This is a genomic window from Pseudomonas sp. MWU15-20650 (assembly GCF_023242475.1).
GTDB lineage: Bacteria > Pseudomonadota > Gammaproteobacteria > Pseudomonadales > Pseudomonadaceae > Aquipseudomonas.
In genome coordinates, this window is the sequence record NZ_JALJFG010000004.1 from 63,095 (window position 1) to 80,885 (window position 17,791).

17 protein-coding genes and 1 pseudogene are annotated in these 17,791 nt (G+C 62.3%); 12 read left to right on the top strand and 6 right to left on the bottom strand.

The features are described from left to right. The first annotated feature begins 14 nt into the window (after positions 1–14). Genes M5B43_RS05425 through hpaI form a run of 4 tightly spaced genes read left to right on the top strand, consistent with a single transcriptional unit; the run spans position 15 to position 3,390 of the window. Entirely contained in the window at positions 15–407 is a 393-nt protein-coding gene (locus M5B43_RS05425; protein ID WP_248749129.1) for a 5-carboxymethyl-2-hydroxymuconate Delta-isomerase, read from the top strand. Between the two features lie 45 nt (positions 408–452). Then, positions 453–1,757: an MFS transporter gene (locus M5B43_RS05430; protein ID WP_248749130.1), complete on the top strand. Its 1,305-nt coding sequence runs from the start codon at positions 453–455 to the stop codon at positions 1,755–1,757. A gap of 11 nt (positions 1,758–1,768) precedes the next feature. Beyond that, the gene (gene hpaH / locus M5B43_RS05435; RefSeq protein ID WP_248749131.1) at positions 1,769–2,572 is read left to right on the top strand and encodes a 2-oxo-hept-4-ene-1,7-dioate hydratase; all 804 of its coding nucleotides are present in this window, start codon (positions 1,769–1,771) and stop codon (positions 2,570–2,572) included. A 17-nt stretch (positions 2,573–2,589) separates the two neighbouring features. Then, positions 2,590–3,390, top strand: a complete 801-nt coding sequence (gene hpaI / locus M5B43_RS05440; protein ID WP_248749132.1) for a 4-hydroxy-2-oxoheptanedioate aldolase — start codon at positions 2,590–2,592, stop codon at positions 3,388–3,390. A 64-nt stretch (positions 3,391–3,454) separates the two neighbouring features. Here the strand turns inward: hpaI and hpaR are convergent, their stop codons facing one another. Continuing rightward, positions 3,455–3,877 (bottom strand): homoprotocatechuate degradation operon regulator HpaR, encoded by a 423-nt coding sequence (gene hpaR / locus M5B43_RS05445; protein WP_248749133.1) that lies wholly within the window; start codon positions 3,875–3,877, stop codon positions 3,455–3,457. 207 nt (positions 3,878–4,084) lie between these two features. Between hpaR and M5B43_RS05450 the strand changes: the two genes are divergently transcribed. Genes M5B43_RS05450 through M5B43_RS05470 form a run of 5 tightly spaced genes read left to right on the top strand, consistent with a single transcriptional unit; the run spans position 4,085 to position 8,156 of the window. Continuing rightward, positions 4,085–5,383 (top strand): FAD-binding oxidoreductase, encoded by a 1,299-nt coding sequence (locus M5B43_RS05450; protein WP_248749134.1) that lies wholly within the window; start codon positions 4,085–4,087, stop codon positions 5,381–5,383. A gap of 32 nt (positions 5,384–5,415) precedes the next feature. Continuing rightward, positions 5,416–5,781: a cupin domain-containing protein gene (locus M5B43_RS05455; RefSeq protein WP_248749135.1), complete on the top strand. Its 366-nt coding sequence runs from the start codon at positions 5,416–5,418 to the stop codon at positions 5,779–5,781. A 12-nt stretch (positions 5,782–5,793) separates the two neighbouring features. Continuing rightward, entirely contained in the window at positions 5,794–6,615 is an 822-nt protein-coding gene (locus tag M5B43_RS05460; RefSeq protein ID WP_248749136.1) for a molybdenum cofactor biosynthesis F family protein, read from the top strand. Beyond that, a complete protein-coding gene (locus M5B43_RS05465; RefSeq protein WP_248749137.1) occupies positions 6,608–7,411 on the top strand; it encodes an SDR family oxidoreductase in 804 nt (267 codons plus the stop codon). The genes M5B43_RS05460 and M5B43_RS05465 overlap by 8 nt, the downstream gene beginning before the upstream one ends. Further along, on the top strand, positions 7,401–8,156 hold the full coding sequence (locus tag M5B43_RS05470; RefSeq protein ID WP_248749138.1) for an SDR family oxidoreductase: 756 nt from the start codon (positions 7,401–7,403) through the stop codon (positions 8,154–8,156). The genes M5B43_RS05465 and M5B43_RS05470 overlap by 11 nt, the downstream gene beginning before the upstream one ends. 287 nt (positions 8,157–8,443) lie before the next feature. Here M5B43_RS05470 and feaR read toward each other — a convergent pair whose 3' ends face one another. The 3 genes from feaR to M5B43_RS05485 form a co-directional block, all read right to left on the bottom strand. Then, positions 8,444–9,406, bottom strand: a complete 963-nt coding sequence (feaR, locus tag M5B43_RS05475; RefSeq protein WP_248749139.1) for a transcriptional regulator FeaR — start codon at positions 9,404–9,406, stop codon at positions 8,444–8,446. A 113-nt stretch (positions 9,407–9,519) separates the two neighbouring features. Further along, positions 9,520–10,116, bottom strand: a complete 597-nt coding sequence (locus M5B43_RS05480; protein ID WP_248749140.1) for a DUF3156 family protein — start codon at positions 10,114–10,116, stop codon at positions 9,520–9,522. Beyond that, on the bottom strand, positions 10,079–11,578 hold the full coding sequence (locus tag M5B43_RS05485; protein WP_248749141.1) for an APC family permease: 1,500 nt from the start codon (positions 11,576–11,578) through the stop codon (positions 10,079–10,081). The genes M5B43_RS05480 and M5B43_RS05485 overlap by 38 nt, the downstream gene beginning before the upstream one ends. Before the next feature lie 218 nt (positions 11,579–11,796). Between M5B43_RS05485 and M5B43_RS05490 the strand changes: the two genes are divergently transcribed. After that, complete coding sequence (locus M5B43_RS05490; protein WP_248749142.1) at positions 11,797–13,119, top strand: alginate export family protein; 1,323 nt, start codon at positions 11,797–11,799, stop codon at positions 13,117–13,119. A 38-nt stretch (positions 13,120–13,157) separates the two neighbouring features. Here M5B43_RS05490 and M5B43_RS05495 read toward each other — a convergent pair. After that, positions 13,158–13,631: pseudogene (locus M5B43_RS05495) on the bottom strand (flavin reductase family protein); the annotation flags it as partial. Between the two features lie 57 nt (positions 13,632–13,688). Then, a complete protein-coding gene (locus M5B43_RS05500) occupies positions 13,689–14,858 on the bottom strand; it encodes a p-hydroxyphenylacetate 3-hydroxylase oxygenase component (protein WP_248749143.1) in 1,170 nt (389 codons plus the stop codon). Between the two features lie 235 nt (positions 14,859–15,093). On the opposite strand from M5B43_RS05500, the gene M5B43_RS05505 reads away from it, so the two are divergent. Together M5B43_RS05505 and M5B43_RS05510 are read left to right on the top strand one after the other, a co-directional pair. Beyond that, positions 15,094–16,581, top strand: coding sequence for an aldehyde dehydrogenase family protein (locus M5B43_RS05505; protein ID WP_248749144.1), 1,488 nt, complete (start codon positions 15,094–15,096; stop codon positions 16,579–16,581). 263 nt (positions 16,582–16,844) lie between these two features. Next, a complete protein-coding gene (locus M5B43_RS05510; protein WP_248749145.1) occupies positions 16,845–17,318 on the top strand; it encodes an Sbal_3080 family lipoprotein in 474 nt (157 codons plus the stop codon). Positions 17,319–17,791: the final 473 nt, after the last annotated feature.

Below are 17,791 nucleotides of genomic sequence, written 5' to 3' on the forward strand. Positions count from 1 at the left end.
CCTGGGAGAAACCCATGCCGCACTTTATCGCCGAGTACACCGACAACATCGAACAACAGGCCGACCTGCCCGGCCTGTTTGAAAAGGTCCACCGCGTACTGGGAGACACCGGCGTGTTTCCCCTCGGCGGTATTCGCAGCCGTGGCGTGCGCCTGGACACCTGGCGCATGGCCGATGGCAAACACGACTACGCCTTTGTGCACATGACCCTCAAGGTCGGCCACGGCCGCGACCTGGCTACGCGCCAGGCGGTGGCCGAAGCGTTGTTCGCCGTGATCACGGCGCACTTCGCCGAGCTGCAGGCGCAACGCTTGCTGGCGCTGTCGTTCGAGATGATCGAGCTGCACCCGCAGCTCAATTTCAAGCAGAACAACGTGCATGCGTTCCTGAATAACCCGGCGGGATAAATCCGCCGCTCTCCCCACGGCCACTCAGACAAAAAGTACAACACCATGAGCACAGCCCATTCGACAGCCAGCCTCGCGCTGGCTGAGCACGACCGCACCCATCGTTTAGTCACCTGGCGCCTGATGCCGCTGTTGCTGGCGTGCTACCTGTTCGCCCATCTGGACCGCATCAACATTGGCTTCGCCAAGATGCAGATGAGCAGCGACCTGCACTTTAGCGACACGGTCTACGGCTTCGGCGCCGGGCTGTTCTTTATCGCCTATGCGCTGTTCGGCGTGCCCAGCAACATGGCCCTGGACCGTGTCGGGCCACGGCGCTGGATCGCCAGCCTGATGGTGGTGTGGGGCCTGTTGTCCACCGGCATGTTGTGGGTGGACAGCGCCCGCGGTTTCTATGTGCTGCGCTTTCTGCTCGGGGTGGCCGAAGCCGGTTTTTTCCCCGGCATCCTGGTGTTTCTCAACCGCTGGTACCCGGCACGGCGCCGCGCCCAGGTCACCGCCTTGTTCGCCATTGCCGTGCCGATGGCCGGGGTACTGGGCGGGCCGCTGTCCGGGGCGATCCTGGAGAGCTTCCACGACGTGGGCAGCCTGCGCGGCTGGCAATGGATGTTCCTGATCGAAGGCGCCCCGGTGGTGCTGCTGGGGCTGGTGGTGCTCAAGTGGCTGCCGGATGGTTTCGACTCCGTGAGCTGGCTGACGCCTGAGCAAAAACAGCAACTGCGCGCGCAACTGCGCAGCGAAGAACAACGCAAGACCATCACGTCATTCGGCGGCATCCTGCGTGACCCGCAGGTGTGGCTGCTGGTGGCGGTGTACTTTGCGGTGATGCTGGCGGTCAACACCTTGGCGTTCTGGATGCCGACGCTGATCCACGGCGCCGGCATTGGCCGCGACAGCCAGGTCGGCTTGCTCAGCGCCGTGCCGTACCTGGCCGGCTGTTTCTTCATGATCGGCTGCGGGCGCTCGTCCGACCGCCATCGCGAACGCCGCTGGCACCTGTGTATACCGCTGCTGATGGCCGCCGTCGGTATTGCCGTGGCGGGCCTGGCGCCGGGTAATCCGCTGCTGGTGATGGGCGGGCTGGTGGTCGCCGGCATGGGGGCCAGCGCTGCCCTGCCGATGTTCTGGCAGCTGCCGCCGGCGTTTCTCGCCAACACCACACAAGCCGCGGGCATCGCCATGATCAGCTCGTTCGGCAGCATCGCCGCGTTCCTCGCGCCCTACCTGATCGGCTGGATGCGCGACGCCACCCAGAGCGCCAGCCTGGCCCTGTATGTACTCGCCCTGTTTATCGCCCTCGGCGGCCTGCTGGTGCTGCGCACCCGTGCCGCCATCGTCAACCCACACTAGAGACCGTTGCCATGCTCGACTCCCAGCAAATCCTTGCGGCCGCCGCCCAGCTCGACCACGCCGAACGCCACCGCGAACAGGTCCGCCAGTTTTCCCTCGACTACCCGGGCATCACCCTTGAGGACGCCTATGCCATCCAGCGCGCCTGGGTGGCACAGAAGATCAAGGACGGGCGCACCTTGAAGGGCCACAAGATCGGCCTCACCTCCCGGGCCATGCAGGTCTCGTCGAACATCACCGAGCCCGATTACGGCGCGTTGCTCGACGACATGTTTTTCGACGAAGGCAGTGATATTCCTTTCGAACGCTTTATCGTGCCCCGTGTGGAAGTGGAACTGGCCTTCATCCTCGGCAAACCGCTCAAGGGGCCCCACTGCACGGTGTTCGATGTGCTCGACGCCACCGAATGGGTGATCCCGGCACTGGAGATCATCGACGCCCGTATCCAGCAGGTCGACCCGCAGACCAACGCGACCCGCAAGGTGTTCGACACCATCTCGGACAACGCCGCGAATGCCGGTGTGGTGCTGGGTGGCCGCGCCGTGCGCCCTACCGAGATCGACCTGCGCAAAGTGCCCGCGGTGCTGTACCGCAACGGTGTGATCGAAGAGTCCGGCGTGTCGGCGGCGGTGCTCAACCATCCGGCCAAGGGCGTGGCGTGGCTGGCTAACAAACTGGCACCGTATGACGTCACGCTGCTGCCCGGGCAAGTCATCCTCGGCGGCTCGTTTACCCGCCCGGTGGCGGCCCGCCCGGGCGATACCTTCCATGTGGATTACGACCTGCTAGGGTCGATCGCGTGCCGTTTCGTCTGAACCCTGGAGGATTGATCATGGACATGCCCATCAACCGCTTCAAACAACGCCTGGGCCAGGGCCAAGTGCAAATCGGCCTGTGGCTCGGCCTCGCGGATGCCTACTGCGCAGAACTCGCCGCCAACGCCGGTTTCGACTGGCTGCTGATCGACGGCGAACACGCGCCCAATCACCTGCAAGGCATGCTCGGCCAATTGCAGGCCATTGCGCCCTACCCTAGCCAGGCAGTGATTCGCCCGGTGATCGGTGACACTGCGCTGATCAAGCAACTGCTGGACATCGGCGCCCAGACGCTGCTGGTTCCCATGGTGGAAAGCGCGGCCCAGGCCCAGGAACTGGTGCGCGCCATGCGCTACCCGCCCCATGGCATTCGCGGTGTCGGCAGCGCCCTGGCCCGAGCTTCGCGTTGGAACAGCATCCCTGGCTACCTCGAACAGGCCGACACGCAGATGTGCCTGCTGGTGCAAATTGAAAACCGCGAGGGCCTGGCCAACCTGGACGCCATCGCGGCCGTCGATGGCGTGGACGGTGTGTTTATCGGCCCGGCGGACTTGAGCGCATCCATGGGCTATCGCGGTAATCCAGGGCACCCGCAGGTGCAGGCAGCGATTGAAGACGCGATTACCCGCATCGTCAAGGCGGGCAAGGCAGCCGGGATACTCAGTGCCGACGAAAACCTGGCACGGCGCTCTATCGAGTTGGGGGCGACGTTTGTGGCGGTGGGGGTGGACACCACGGTGTTGATGCGCGGGTTGCAGAGCCTGGCCGGGAAATTCAAGGGCACTCCAGAGGCCAACCACACAGGTGGCGTGTACTGAGATCCAATGTGGGAGGGGGCTTGCCCTCTCCCACATTTTGACCTGCTGTGATTAGGAGATCACCTCAGCGCTTGATGTTCTTCAAGTCATCCAAAAGCCCCAACAAGGTCTGGAATTTCTCCTCGCCCAACTGATCCTGCAAGCGCTGGTAGTTGGCTTCCATGCACTGGCTCATGGACTCGAAACTCGCCTTGCCCTTGTCGGCCAAGGTGATAAGCACCCGGCGCTGGTCCTGCTCGGCCTTGCGGCGGTGCACCATGCCGGCGGCCTCCATGCGCACCAGCACGCCGGTCATGCTGGGCTTGAGGATGCACGCCAACTCCGCGAGTTGGTAAATCTCCAGTTCACCATGCTGTTCAAGGATGCGGATGATCCGCCATTGCTGTTCGGTCAGGCCATGTTCATTCAAGGACGGACGGAAAAAACTCATGGCGGCTTCACGGGCTTGCAGCAGCGCCAAGGTCAAGGACTGTCGAGGTTTCGGCATAAGATCAGGGGTCACGGCGTATTTAGTTAATAGTTTAACGAAACTCTAACATTCCCGGCCGACGAGCGCGCTATAACTTGCTTATCGCTGCGCCCGTGGCGCGCTGAATCAAAAGCCTGGGCACGCAGGATCAAGACTTCCATCCCGCCAGGGCCCCTAATGGAGGCATCCGCTTTAGAGCCTTCCTTCACTTTTTCAGGCTGCGCCATGATCAACATTGAAACCCCCACGTATTACACCGCCACCAAGAAGTACAACCTCAGCTTCCCCACCCTGGAACACGACATCGACGCTGACGTCGTGGTCATCGGTGGCGGTTTTTCCGGAATCAACACGGCCCTGGAACTGGCCGAGAAAGGCATCACCAACATTGTCGTACTTGAAGCACGCTACCTGGGCTTTGGCGGCACCGGTCGCAACGGCGGGCAGATCATGGCAGGTATCGGCCACGACCTGGAAAAGATCAAGAAGGACGTCGGCGAAGACGGCCTGCGCCAGGTGTTCGAGATCAGTGACCTGGGCGCCGACATCATCAAGAACCGCATTGCCAAGTACAACATCGACGCGGACTTCTGCCACGGCTACGGCTACATGGGGTTCAACGCTCGCCAGGAAAAGACCCTGCGGGCCTGGGAAAAAGACTTCAAGTCGATCAACAGCCAGCACGAGATCCGCTTTCTCGGCAGCTCCGATGTGCAGCAGATCATTGGCTCCAACGCCTACACCAGCGCCCTGCTGCACATGGGCGGCGGGCACGTGCATTCGCTGAACCTGCTGCTGGGTGAAGCCACGGCCCTGGCCAGCCACGGCGTGCGGATTTTCGAAAACAGCCCGGCCCTGGAAGTCAGCTACGGCGAGCGCATCACCGTGCGTACCGGGCGAGGCTCAGTGCGCGCCAGCAAGTTGCTGTGGGCCTGTGACAGCTTCCTCAACAAGCTGGAACCGGAGCTGCATCGTTCGACCATCAACACCTACGCATTCCAGATGATGACTGAGCCCTTGTCCGAGGAATTGATCCAGCGTATCAGCCCAATCCGTGGAGCCTACAGCGACATCCGCCCAGTGATCGACTACTACCGCGTCACCAACGAAAACCGCCTGTTGTTCGGGGCCGCGACACCATTGGTCGAACATATTCCCGGCGACCTCAAAGCCTGGAACCGCAACCTCATGCTGAAGATTTTCCCCTACCTCAAGGACGTGAAAATCGACCTGGCCTGGGGCGGCCCGATGGCGTGCAGCCCCAACCTGTTCCCGCAGATCGGCACCTTGCCGGGGCGCAGCAACGCGTTTTTCGTACAGGGCTATTCAGGCTTTGGCGTCACCCCCAGCCACATCATCTGCAAGGTCCTGGCCGAAGGCATGAGCGAAGGCTCGGCACGCTATGACCTGGTCAGTTCGATCCACCGCCCGACCATCATCGGTAAAGACGCCATCCGCCCTTTGCTGCTGACGGCGGGTAAATCCTGGCACCAACTGTCCGGCTACTGGAACGGGCGCCGCTAACCCTCTTTTTTCACGCATCAGGAACCACTGCCATGACCCTTACCACGATCAAACACAACATTCAGCTGTCAGAACTCGACGCCTGGGGCACTGTGGCCGACCTCGGCTCCGAGATCCTCGCAGGCGAGGTCCGCGCCTTCGGCAAGATGACCTTCGGCGCGCCGACCGATGCCGTCAGCAGCGCTTACTTCGGCACCACCCAGGGCAAGTTCCGCATGGTCTACCCGTTCGCCGAACAAGCCACGGTGGTGACTGGCGAGGTGGTGCTGACCGACGAGGCCACCGGTCAGTCCACGCGCTACAAGGCCGGCGACAGCTGGTTCGTGACCAAGGGCACGCCCGTGCTGTGGGAAGTGGTCAGCGAGAGCTTCGTCAAACACTACTTCGCTGTCGCGTAAGGGGGCGTTGCCATGACGAGTTCTTCTGACTGGATCACCGTCGGCGCCCTGGCCGACGGTTTCGCCCCGCAGGCTTTTATCCTGCCCAACCTCGCCGACCTGGCCGGCCAGACGTTCACCCTGCACTTCGCCAACGGCTGGCAGATCGAACACCGTTTCGAACACGACCGCCTGGCTTGGCATGCCGCCGATGGTCACTCCAGTGGCAGCGCCGCCTACCGCGCCACTTCGATTCGCCCGGGCCTGTACCTGGTGGATTTCATCAAGCACGAAGCCGGGCAAAGCTGGTCGATCAGCCTGGTGCTGGATACACCCAACGCCTCATTTACCGCGGTGATCGGCCGTCTGCCGGATCAAGCAGAGACTCACGAAGGTCTCTACCACCGTGCACTGGCCGGCAAACCGTTGACCTCGGTGCGGGCCGACTTCCTCCACGGCAGCCTCGACCGCCCGTGGCAGGACGGCCATTGCCGGCATGCGCCGACCGAGGAACTGGTGGGCCTGCGCAACCAGTACCGTTACAGCCCCAGCGAGGTCTATGAGCATATCTACCTCAACTCGGGTTTCTACGCCTGGCAATGCCTCAAAGGGGTGGAGCAAGGTTTGTGCGACACCGACCGCTGCCATTACTACAAGATCGCCGACCAACTGTACCTGTTCGTCTGGCAAGAGAAGATCGTGCCCACCCTCGGCCTGGTATTGATCGACCTGCAACAGCACCGCAGCGACGGCAAGATCTTCGGCTATGCCGGGGCGTCCTTCGACGCGTTGTCGAACTTCCCGATCAGTTCCTATTGCCAGGTGCTCAACCGCACGGAGTACCCCCGTGACTGAGCCGCGCACGGTGGTCATTACCGGTGCTGGTACCGGCATCGGTGCAGCCTGCGCGCGGTTGTACGCACAGGAGGGCGCGCGACTGGTGCTGATCGGCCGGCGCCGTGAGCCGCTGGAACAGGTCGCGCTTGAAACCGGTGGCCTGATTCTGGTGGGCGACGCAGCTTGCCCAACGACGTGGGACGGGTTCATCCGGCAGATCCGGACCCATTACGGACGCCTCGATGTGCTGCTGGCCTGCGCCGGCGGCCATGGCCTGGGCAGCGCGACCCAGACCCGCCCCGAGACCTGGGAAAGCGCCCTGCGCAGCAACCTCGACAGCGCGTTCTACAGCGCCCGCGCCTGCCTGCCGATGCTGCAGGCAAGCGCCGGCAACATCGTGCTGATCGGCTCCATCGCCTCATTGGCCGCAGGGCCCGAGGTGTGCGGCTACACCACGGCCAAGCATGCGCTGCTCGGGCTCAACCGCTCGCTGGCGCGAGACTATGGGCCCCACGGCGTGCGGGTGAACGCGGTGTGCCCGGGTTGGGTGCACACGCCCATGGCGGATGCGGAGATGCAACCGCTGATGGACGCCTATGGCGATACCTTGCAGCAAGCCTATGACCGTGTGTGTGCCGACGTGCCGCTGCGTCGGGCTGCCCGCGCCGAAGAAATTGCCACGGTGTGCCGGTTCCTGGCTTCGCCTGATGCGTCGATTATCACCGGTGCGACGTTAGTGGCCGACGGCGGTTCGAGCATCGTCGATGTGCCGACATTAGCCTTCACGCGCCTGGAGCCCAGCCATGCCGAATGACCTGGATTTCAACGGGCAAGGGGTGCTGGTCACCGGCGGTGCCCAAGGCATTGGCCGGGGTATCGTCGAAGCATTTGCCCAGCGTGGCGCGCGGGTGGTGATTGCCGACCGCCTGCTCACACAGGCCGAGGCCGTGGCGGCAGCGCTGTGCGCACAGGGTTATCATGTACAAGCCGTCGGTGTGGATCTGGCGGACGCCGACGCGGTGTTCACGTGCGTTCAAGGGTTGGCGCAGCTGGATGTGCTGGTGCACAACGCCGGGTATTTCCCGCTGACCGCCTTTGCCGATATCACCCCGGCCCTCTTGCAACGCACCTTGGCTGTGAACCTCTCGGCGCTGTTCTGGCTGACCCAGGCGGCGCTGCCGAAGTTTCGAGAGCAGGGTCGCGGCTGCGTGCTGGTGACGTCTTCGGTGACCGGCAACCGGGTCGGCTATCCGGGGCTGAGCCACTACGCGGCGTCCAAGGCCGGCGTCAATGGTTTTATCCGCAATGCGGCGTTGGAACTGGCGCCCTTGAATGTGCGGGTCAATGGCGTGGAGCCCGGCATGATCGCCACCCCAGCGATGGACAACCTGGGTGACTCGGCCCTGAATGACCAGATTGCCAGCCGCGTCCCCCTCGGGCGCCTGGGCGTAGCGGCGGATATTGCAGGAGCCATGTTGTTTCTGGCCTCGGACTTGGCCGGTTACATCACCGGCCAGACATTAGTGGTGGATGGTGGCTCTACCCTGCCAGAAGTCTGAAACTTGTCTCGGTTCGAATGTGGGAGGGCTTGCCCCCGATAGCCATAGGTCTCTACACAACTTTTGAAGGCAGTCATATTCCCCTGTGGCGAGCGGGCTTGTCCCGCGTTGGGCTGCGAAGCAGCCCCAAAACCAGGCGCTGAGTTTTTTCAGGAAGAATTTCAGTGCCTTTACTGGGGCTGCTGCGCAGCCCGACGCGGGACAAGCCCGCTCGCCACAACAGCCGATTTGCGTTCGACGGTAATTGTGTAGCAGCCAACGGTAACCACGCTGGCCGTAATCCGAGCCTAGGCGAGGTGCCGAGTGGTGTATGCCCCCACCGCCTGCAACCGGCTGGAACGAAAGTCCTTGGGCGACACCTCGAATTGCTTCTTGAACGAGCGGCTGAAATGCGCCGAATCGGTAAAACCCCATTTGTAGGCAATCGAGGTGATCGACTCGCTCCTGAGGAACGGGTTGGTCAGGTCATCTGCGCTGCGCTTGAGCCGCGCCCGCTGGATGTAGCGGCAGACGCTGTCGTCCTGCTCCTCGAACAAGCGGTACAAATGCCGTACCGAAATGTTCAGCCGGTTGGCCAGACCAATCGGGCTCAGCCCGGGCTGGCTCAGCGACTCATCAATCACCTTTTGCACATAGCTGCGCAGGTTATTGCCTTGCAGCGAAGCAACGCCCTCGCGGCACTCATCGCCCTGCTCCAAAGCCGAGCCCAACAGCGAGACGAATGCTGTTTGCAACGCCTCCACCTCACCGCCGCCATCTTCGGTGTCGTCCTTGCACAGTTGGTCCATCAACACATGCAACATGCGCCCACAGGCTTTGGTCGAGGAGATCTTGCCGAAGGCACGCGCCTGGCCACCCAAGTGCTTGCACACTTCAGGGCGCGACAGGGATAAAGAGGCATGCTCGATCAAGCCGAAAGGAGTGATTTCGATGGAGCCCACCGAGTCCATCAACAGCATTTCGCCGGGGGCCAGTTGCAGGGTCTGGCCGTTCTGCACGATCTGCGAATAACCACTGCGCTGGCTGACCAGGAAACAGTCCTGGTCGTTATCGTGGTCGGCGTGGTGCGCCGGGCGCTTGATCAGCCCGGCATTGGTGCGCAGGATAGCCAGGCCGCGCGGCAAATTGCTGATTTCACCGATAAACAACGACCGGTTGAAAGCCAGTTCCGTATCAAAATGACCGCACACGGCGCGCAGCTCGTGGTTCCAGCTGTCCAGCCCGTCGTGTGCATGCTGTTGGATGCTCATGGGGTGTCTCCGCAATGGCGTCTTTATTGTTGTTCTGGCGCAATAGTTAACATGTTATCTATATGCACGCAACAACTACCTGTATGCCATTGCAGAAGCACTAATGATGCCAATCAGAGGTTCGACAATACCCGTTGCAAGCCGGCCAAGGTTGCCAGCAAGTGAGCGCGCTGCGCAGCGCTCAAAGCGATATAACGCCTGAACGCCGGCAGGCGATTGACCACCTCGCTGCCGCCCATGTGTTCCAGGCGAACGCACCATTGCTGGTCTTGCAGCGCTATGCGCAGGCGCTTGAAATCCAGCGGCATCAACGCCTGGAACAACGCGTGATCGGCCAGTATCCGCGCCTGCAATTCACGCCCGAGCGCCTGGTTGCCCGAGCGGCGCCGCACACGAATCCCGCTGCGTCGAATCGCGCCGCCATGGTGCACGTCGAAGCGCCCCGCGCGGCCTGTTGAAGCGGGCACCCGCAGTACGAATTCAGTCATCACCAGGTGCATCAACAGCTGGGACTCGGTGCGCTCGACAATCTCCCCTACCCAGTCGTCCACGCAGACCTGCGCGCGGGTAGCAGACAGCCGTTCGAAAGTCGCCAGCCCAAGGTTGCGCCGCAGGTGTTCCAGGGTCACCCCGGGGCGATACCCCGTCGGGGCGCGATCGGCCCGAAACAGCTCAAACAGTTTTTGCCGCAAGGTCGCCATAACCTTCATGTGAGTGCCCCGGTTCGTTGCAAAATTCCTTGGCCAGCACCTCCTCCACGGAGGCCGGCTTGAAGGGGTTGACCTTCTGCACCACGAGGGTCCAGAACAGCGCATACAGCGCCGTCACACCGAGCATCACGCCAAAGGGCACGTAGATATCCGCAGGGTTCATGCCGGGCGGTGTGATAAACCACATGCCCAGCAGGATGCCGATGCTCGACACGATCTGCGGCAGCGGGAACCACGGCGAACGATAGGCCCGAGGCAAATCCGGCCGACGAATGCGCAAAATCACCACCGACACCGTCACCAACAGGTAGGCGAAACTCCACGCACACACCGCCGCCAGCACCAGGTGCATGATGTTATCGGTGTTGCCGCCCAGGTACAGCGCGTGCAGGCACGGAATCAGCATCGCCACCAGGATGCACAGCAGCGGCGTCTTGAAGCGTGGGTGCAGGTAGGTGAACACCTTGGGCAATGCCCCGTCCACCGCCATGCCGTAGAGGATGCGCGGCACACCGGCCATCAAGGTGTTGATGGTTGCCGCGCCCGCAAACAGAAAGCCGATGCCCAGCCACAGCGGGCCGACCTGCCCCATCACCTGTTCGGCGAACTTGGGGATCGCCATGGGCGTGTCCAGCAGGTGCGTGCCGGAAGCGGCGTCGAGCAGCACGTTTTCCACCTGGCGTTTCATCGCCGCACCGTAGATGAACATGCAGCTGGCCACGCCGATCAGCCCGAGCATCATCGCGCGGGGCATGACCTTGGCCGATTGGCGCAGGTCCGGCGCCAACGGTGTGACGAACTCACAGCCCACAAACATGAACATTGCCATGCCCACCAGCGACAGCACGGTGACCAGGTCGGTGCCCACCAGCGACTCACCGAACCAGCCATCCAGTTGCACCGCCGGCGCGGCAAGCAGGCCCAGCACACCAAACACCATGAGCGTGGTCCACATGCCGAACGTGAGGATGATTTCCGCCCGCCCAAACGCACTGACCCCAAAGGCGTTCAGCACGCCGAACACCAACACGAACCCCACGCCCAGCAGCCACGAGCCACCCGCGGATTGCGCCAGGGTATTGAGGTGTTCGAAGTTCACCAAGGCCATGACGCCGGAAAGGATGGTTTCGGCGGTACCGGCAAAGACATGCACGATCAGGTAGGCCGACAAGGTGCCGGTGATCGCAAAAAAACGCCCCATGCCGCAATTGATGTAGTCATACACCGAGCCCGTGGTGGGCAGGATCGACGCGGCTTCGGCGAAGGTGGTGGCCTGGGCCAGCATCATCACCACGGCAATCAACATCGCCAGGGCAAAGGCGCTGCCGCCGATGCCAAAGCCCATGGTGGCGGTAAGAATCACCGGGCTGGCCATGATCAGGCCAATGGTGCTGGCCAACGCGGTGGGGAAACCGACCGTGCCCTGGTTCAGGTGCGCGGTGAGTCGGTCATTGATCGACATAGTGGGGCCCTCGGAAGCGGTTTTTTTTAATGTGTCGGCACTGTGCGCCCCACTCGAGTTGATCGTCTTGCCCCTGTCTGCCGCCGGTTTTGTTGCTCCCTGCCACGGTGTGCCGCCTGGCGGTCAGGGTCAATTCCCTGGCACGCAAATGAAAGACTTGGGCGCCCACCGCTCGCCCTAATGCGCCCTCACTCTTAACCAAGATGGGGACAATAACAATGGAGCACACACTGAAAAACCGCCGCCTGCGCCGGGCGGTCGGCCTGGGCATTGCGTTACTGATCGGCAAGGCTCAGGCGATCGAGCTGTACGCGGATACCGACACCAAGGTCAGCGGTAACTTCCTGGCCGTCTACGGGATGTTCAACAGCCCGAAAAACTACGATGGCCGCAGCGGCGGTTCTACTTGGCGCGAAGCGTTCATCAAATACGGCCTGAGCGTCGAGCAAAGCCTGGGCAGCTTTGGCGGCGTGTACGGCACCGCCAACCTGGTGAGTTCCGGCACCTGGGGTGATGGCGACGCATCGGGGGTGACCAACGGCACCGAACGCACCACCAAGTTTGATGAAGCCTTCGCCGGCTGGCGTTCCGGCGACCTGTTCCCGGCACTGGGCAAGGACGGCTTGGACCTGTCGTTCGGCCGCCAGATCATCATGCTCGGCGACGGTTTCATCATCAACGACGACGGCCCCAACCTGGGCAAAGGCGTGGGCGACGGTGAGTTCAACCGCGGCGGCGCCTACTACATCGCCGCACGCCATGCCTTCGACAAGACGGCGGTGATTCGCCTGGGCGGCAAAGACGGGGTGCACGGCAGCCTGATGTGGATCAAATCCGACAACCCCGCCCAGGCCATGACCGAAATGGCCGCCGGTACCCTGGAATACAGCGCCGCGCCCGGCACCCTGGGGCTCACGTATATTCACGGGATCGATGTGGATGAGCGCTTCGCCACCGACCTGCAACGCCAGCGCAAGGGCATGAACCTCTACAGCGTGCGCGGCGCGGGTAACGCGGGCATCGACAACGCGCACTTCGCCTTTGAGCTGGCGCGCCAGGACCGCCGCGACAGCCAGGAAAACGCAGGCTACGCCGAAGCCGGCTACACCTTCGCCAACGTTCCGGGGGCCCCGGACCTGACCTACCGCTACGCACGCTATTCCAAAGACTGGGACGGGATGTTCTCAGGCTTCAATCGCGGCTACGGCACCTGGGTGCAAGGTGAAGTGGCAGGCAACTATTCCGGCCCCTACAACAGCAACACAGCGGTGCAGCACGTCGCGCTCAAGGTCAAGCCGTTGGACAACGTCACCCTCGGCGCGCTGTTCTTCGACTACCGCACCGTCAGCACCCGCGGCCAGTTGAACCTCGATGGCCGCGAGCTGGACCTGTATGCCGAATGGGCGGTCAACGAGCACCTGATCATCACGCCGCTGCTGGGCCTGTACACACCCAACAAGGATGCCGAGACCGGCGGCAACCAGGTCGGCGGCAATGGCACCAACGTGTACAGTCAGCTGGTGGTCGCCGTACCGTTCTGAACCGCTTCGGGCGCGCACGGACGCAGCGCCCGGACCTCGGCGTAGGCCCCTTGATGATAAAGCAGCGGCGCACGGCCGAAGTCATCAAAAGCCACCACCTTGCCGATCATGATCCAATGGTCACCACCGTCCACTTGCTGGTATTTCTCACAGTGAAACCGCGCCGAGCAATCGGCGAACACTGGCGAGCCGCCCTCCCCCGGTTCGTATTCGATCAAGGCGAAGCGGTCTTCACGCGGGCGTGCAAAGGTGTTGGACAGGTGCACCTGGTCCGCCGCCAGCACATTCACGGCAAAGTGGCTGGCCTCCTCGAACACCTCATGGCTGTTGGAACGTTTGTCGATGCTCCACAGCACCAACGGAGGGTCGAGGGACACCGAATTGAAACTGTTGGCCGTCACGCCCACCTTGCGCCCGGAGGCAGTGGCGGCCGTCACGACGGTCACACCGGTGGCGAAATTGCCCAAGGCTCGGCGAAAGGCCCGTGGGTCGAAAACGTTGCTGTCAGACATGCAAGACTCCCGGGAGCCCTCGTACGGGCGCCCTGATTGTTGTTGTGGAAGAACTCGTCACACCATGCTGGGATCCGGCTCCAGGCCCATCAGCTCACGACCGAGGATCTGCGCACAGACGTCATAGTCGGTGTAGGCATGGGCACCGGTCATATGGGAATCGCGGAACAGGCGCTGCATTTCATTGTGTTCAAACCACGCATTGCCGCCCGCTGCGGCGAACAGGCGGTCTACCGCCTCGATGCACATTTTGGTCGCGTAAGCCTGGTTGGTGCGCCAGAACGCCAGGGTTTCACGCGTCGGGTAACGCTGCGCGGCGCTGTGTTCGGCATGCTCCTGCCAGGTCTTTTCCAGAAAGGCCCGGGCGGCACCGACCTGATGGGTAGACTCGGCCAGGCGCATCAAGGCGGGCGTTGCCGCCCCCACCGCAGCACCGGTATAGGCGCGTACCCGCGTCTTGGTTTTTTCTCGGAACACCTCCAGCATGCGCTCGGCAACACCGAGGCTGACGGTGGAAAAACCACTGGCGAAATACGGCCGATACGGCGCGTAGAAAATCTGGCTGTCGGGGTAAAGGCCGAAACCTGCGGACTTGCCTTCCATCATGTCCTTGGCCTTTTGGATACGGTGTTCGGGCACCCAGGCGTTGTCGATGATCAGGGTCTTGGTGCCGCTGCCCTTCATGCCGGCGGCGAACCAGTCGTCACGAATCTGGTAGTCGCTGCGCGGCAACACCGCAAAGCAATAATCCTGGGTGCCTTCGGCGTTCTGGCGACGGCAACCGACAATCGCCCACTCAGCATGATCGCAGCCGCTGCTCCAGCCCATTTCACCACTGAAGTACACGCCGCCATCGCCTTCGGTGACCCGCCCGAACGGCGCAATACTGCTGCTGGCGGTGGCATCCGGGTTGTCGCCCCAGATTTGCGCCTGCAGCCTGGCCGAAAACAGCGCCAATTGATGACTGTGGGTACACAACAAACTCATGGCCCAGGCGGTACTCGCGCAACTGCCGGCCAGCAAGGCGATGCAGTCGGCAAACTCCGGCAGCGACAGTTCCAGGCCACCAAATGCCTTGGGCTGGAAGGCGCGGTGCAGGCCGATGCTTTTGAGCAACGCGATATTTTCATCCGGCACCTGGCGCTCGTGTTCGGCACGCGCGGCATTCGCGGCGATGGCGGGCAGGATGGGCTTGAGGTCTTCGAGGAGCGGGTTTGGCTTTTTCATGGACGGCCCTGCTTATTATTGGAAGTCCGGCAGGCGCTCCAAGAGTGGAACGGCGCTGGATACAGGGCCAGTATCGGTCGCCGCTGCCCGGCCGAACATGCACGTTCCACAGCCAAGGTTGTACTTTTCATAGCCCCGGCAGACACAGGCATAAAACCTGGCAGGCACAGTCAAGCCACGCCCAGGCACGTTGGTTACGCTCAGGTTTTCCTTTGTGAACTGCCAGGAACCTGCCATGAGCGATATCCCGCTGCTGCCCCAAGTCGAAGCCTTTTTGCGTCGCCGCCACGGGTTGTTTATCGACGGCGTCACCGTGCATAGCCACTCCAGCCAGACCCTTGACGTGACCAACCCCGCCACCGGCCAAGTGATCGCCCAGGTTGCTGATGCGGACCTGGCGGATATCGACGCGGCGGTCATCTGCGCCAACCAGGGGTTTGCGCGGTGGTCACAGGCCGCCCCCGCGACACGCGGCAATGTCTTGCTGAAACTGGCCGACCTGCTGGAACAGCACCGCGAAGAACTGGCACAGATCGAAACCTGCCAGTCGGGCAAGATCATTCAGATTTCCCGCGCGTTCGAAGTTGACCAGGCCGCGCATTTCCTGCGCTATTACGCCGGTTGGGCCACCAAGATCAGCGGCCAGACCCTGACCCCGTCGCTCCCCTCGTTCAACGGCGAGCGCTACACCGCCTTCACCCTGCGCGAACCGGTGGGCGTGGTGGTGGGCATCGTGCCGTGGAACTTTTCCACCATGATTGCCATCTGGAAACTCGCCTCGGCGCTGGTGACCGGGTGCAGCATCATCATCAAGCCCAGCGAGTTCACACCGCTGACCATCCTGCGCATCGCCGAACTGGCCATCGACGCCGGCTTGCCGGCCGGTGTGCTCAACGTGCTGACCGGTGGTGGCCACGTCGGCAAAGGCTTGGTGGAACACCCCGGCACCCACAAAGTGTCATTCACCGGCTCGGTGCCCACCGGCATCGCCGTCGGCCGCAGCGCCATGGGCGCCGGCCTTACCCGCGCCACCCTGGAACTGGGCGGCAAGAATGCCGCCGGCTTCCTGCGCGACATCGAAGTGGACAAAGCGGTGGATGGCATCATCGAGGCGGGCTTTTTGCACTCGGGGCAGATCTGTGCAGCGGCCGAACGCTTCTACGTGCATCGCTCGCAGATCGACGCCGTGCTGGAGAAACTCAAAACCCGTCTCAGCCGCCTGACCATTGGTTCGCCCCTGGATGAACGCACCGAATTCGGCCCCGTGACCCACCAGCAACACCAGCAGAAACTGCTCGGCTACTTCGCCCAGGCCCGCGCCGAAAACAACACGATCATCCACGGCGGCAAGCTGATCGACCGCCCAGGCTGTTACGTCGAACCCACCGTGATCCTCGCCAACAGCAGCCACGACACCCTGCTCAACGAAGAAACCTTCGGCCCCATCGCCACCTTCCTGCCCTACGACAGTGAAGACGAACTGCTCGCCCTGATGAACAACGGCCCCTACGGCTTGAGCGCCAGCCTGTGGACCCACGACCTGGGCAAGGCCCTGCGCATGATCCCGGCGATCAATGCCGGCACGTTGTGGGTGAACATGCACACCCTGCTTGACCCGGCGGTGCCGTTTGGCGGTAACCGTTCTTCGGGGGTTGGGCGGGAGTTTGGCAGCGCGTTTATTGAGGATTACACCGAGCTTAAGTCGGTGATGATTCGGTATTGACGCTGCGGTCCGCACACCCGGTCATCAGACCGCTCTTACGCAAACTCAACCAACCATGACGCTCCCCTGTGGGAGCCGTCGAGCCCTTGCGAGGCCGCGATAGCGGTGGGTCAGCCAATGAATAGGTCCACCCTACCGCCGTCATCGCAGCCTCGCTGGGGCTCGACAACTCCCACATTTGATCGGCTGCGCCCGAAGGATCGTGCTCGACGTTGAACTATCACTGCTATCATCCAGCCACTACTTATGACATGGAGGTCGCTATGCACCGGGTAACAGTCATCGCTTTCGTACTGGCATGCAGCGCCCTCACCGGCTGCAGCATCACGCAAACCGTCACCCCCGTCCCCTCCTCGACTGTCCACTCCCCCGAAATTTGCATGATCCCCGCTGCCGGCTTGCGTGAAGGCTTCAACACCACCTACACAGCCCAATTGCGCAGCAAAGGTTTCCAGACCCGCGAGTTACCGCCAGGCAGCCCGCCCGCCAATTGCGCGTTGTCGACCACTTACATCGGCACATGGAGCTGGGACCTGGCGTTGTACATGAGCTTTGCTGATATCCAGGTGTTCGAGAATGGGCGACAGATCGGCCAGGCGCTGTATGACTCAACCTCCGGCGGCGCCCGAATGGGCAAGTTTATCGATGCACACAGCAAGATCATCGAGATGACTAATCAACTGTTCCCCAACACTGACTACACCCTTACTCAGGGTCAGGCTAACCGCCTTCCATAGACCGAGTTCATCAGATCGTTCTCACACAAACTTCGGCCTGCCGGGTTTCTATGACGGGTCCCCCACCCCACAACCCCCTCCCGATGTCATCGTCACCGTCCGTCCCGGCCTCAGCACCGAAGCCGCCTTGAGCAATGCCAGCGAGATGCTTGAGTCAGCGACTGTCTGCGCGTACGACTGCGCCGAGCACCTTGATGGCCAAGGCCGCTAGCAGGTGCTGGCCGTGGTGCAGATGATCGAGATTGCGCAGTTACTGGTAGATGAAGCGCTGAACCGGGAATACCCGGTGGCCTGATGAAACAACCCAAACGCCACAAACAATGACGTTCCCCTGTGGGAGCCGTCGAGCTTTAGCGAGGCCGCGATAGCGGTGGGTCAGCCAATGAATAGGTCGACCCTACCGCCGTCATCGCAGCCTCGCTGGGGCTCGACAGCTCCCACAGTTGATCTGCCCGCACCTGGAAGAGCGTGCC